The organism is Neorhizobium vignae, from assembly GCF_000732195.1.
Taxonomy (GTDB): domain Bacteria; phylum Pseudomonadota; class Alphaproteobacteria; order Rhizobiales; family Rhizobiaceae; genus Neorhizobium; species Neorhizobium vignae.
Genome location: NZ_JNNU01000055.1, coordinates 1 through 1,861, shown reverse-complemented (window position 1 = coordinate 1,861; position 1,861 = coordinate 1). Strand labels below are relative to the sequence as shown.

1 protein-coding gene is annotated in these 1,861 nt (G+C 58.9%); it reads right to left on the bottom strand.

Going from position 1 to position 1,861, the window contains the following annotated elements; all coding sequences use genetic code 11:
• Positions 1 to 1,767: ABC transporter ATP-binding protein (locus GQ59_RS30290; protein ID WP_037088604.1), on the bottom strand; the 1,767-nt coding region annotated here is incomplete at its 3' end.
• Positions 1,768 to 1,861: the final 94 nt, after the last annotated feature.

Sequence of the window (1,861 nt, the reverse complement as noted above, 5' to 3'; positions counted from 1 at the left end):
CTTTTCGGGTGATTGAAGATTGTTCAGGCGAGCGTAGAGGCCATCCCTGCGGCTTGCAAGTTCCTCATGGGTGCCTTCTTCCACTGCCCGGCCTTCGTGCATGACGATGATCTTGTCGGCATTGACGATTGTGGACAGGCGATGAGCGATGACGACGACGGTCCGCCCGTGCATGGCGGAATCGAGTGCCCTTTGCACGGCGGCTTCGGATTCGTTGTCGAGCGCCGAGGTGGCTTCGTCGAGGAGGAGGATGGGTGCGTTGCGCACGAGTGCGCGTGCGATCGACAGACGTTGCCGCTGACCGCCGGAGAGGGTCATGCCGTGTTCGCCGACCGGCGTTTCGTAACCCGCCGGCTGCATGAGTATAAAGTCGTGGGCATGGGCAAGTCGGGCGGCTTCCTCGACTTCGGCATCGGTCGCCTCGGGCCGTCCATAGCGGATATTGTCGCGGATCGTTCCTTCGAACAGATAGGGTTGCTGCGTGACATAGGCGAGGCTGTGACGCAACGACGCCTTGGTCACATGGGCTATGTCCTGTCCGTCGATCAGGATCTGGCCTTCGGCCGGATCATAAAAACGAGGGATCAACGAGATGATCGTCGATTTGCCCGCCCCCGACGGGCCGACCAGAGCGGTCGTCTTGCCGCCTTCTGCGATCAGGTCTACCCCCTTGAGGATTGGCGCTCCGCTTCCATAGGCGAACACGACGCCCTTCAGTTCGATCTGAGCACTGGTGACGACAAGGTCGGGTGCGTTTGGATTTTCCCGCTGTAGCGGCTGCATGTCGAGCAAGCTGTAGATCATTCTGGCATTAACGACGGCTCTTTCGATCTGCACCTGCATCCGGGCAAGCCGGCGGGCCGGGTCGTAGGCCATCAATAGCGCTGTGATGAAGGCGAAGAACGCGCCGGGGGCAACATCATCATAGATGGAGCGGAAGGCGGCGTAGCCGATCACGCTGGAGATGGCCACGCCTGCGAATGTCTCGGTAAGGGGCGCGGTGCGTTCGGACAGGCGGGCAATCCGGTTGCTCTGTCTTTCGGACGTTTCGATAATGCGCTGGACCTTCTGCTCCAGTTGCTGTTCCATTGTAAATGCCTTGACGACCGTAATGCCCTGGATCGTTTCCTGCATGGCGCCGAGCACTTTGCTGCTCACCTCGACGGCTTCGCGCGTCACGCTGCGCAGCCTCTGAGATAGGTAGCGGATCGCAAGAATAAGCGGTGGTGCCACGGCAAACACGATCAGCGAGAGAACCCAATCCTTCAAAACCATCACGACGATCAACGACACAAGCGTCAGCATATCGCGCGCTGTCGAGGTGACCACCAGGTTGAGAACGTCTTTTATGCCGCCGATATTCTGGTTGACTTGCCCGGCGAGGCGGGCTGAGCGCGATTCCGCGAAAAAGCCGACCGAAAGCTTCATGAGATGCGAATAAAGTCGCTGCTGGTAACGGGCAACGATATTGTTGCCGATCTTGGATAGCGTCACCGCCTGCCCGTAGGTCGCCAGCCCGCGAACCACGAAGGCTGCAAAGATCGCGAAGCAGATGACCAGGACCATGTCAGCCCGTTTGTTCGCAAAAGCCTCGTTGACAACAGACTCCATGATCCACGCCGTGAAGGCGGTGGACATGGCTGTGGCAATCAGACAGAAGATTGCAAACGCGTAACCGCGGATGTGGTCCCTGCCGTTTTCGGCGATCACCCGTTTCAGAACGCTAGCGACAGTGCCTGAATCCAGATGGTTCTTCTTGGCGTTCAATTGGGCTCCCGCTCGTCGCACCCGACGATAACTTCTCACATGGGTGGCCTAATAAACGCTCGGAGACCACTTTGCCAACCGCGCCGGTACGATT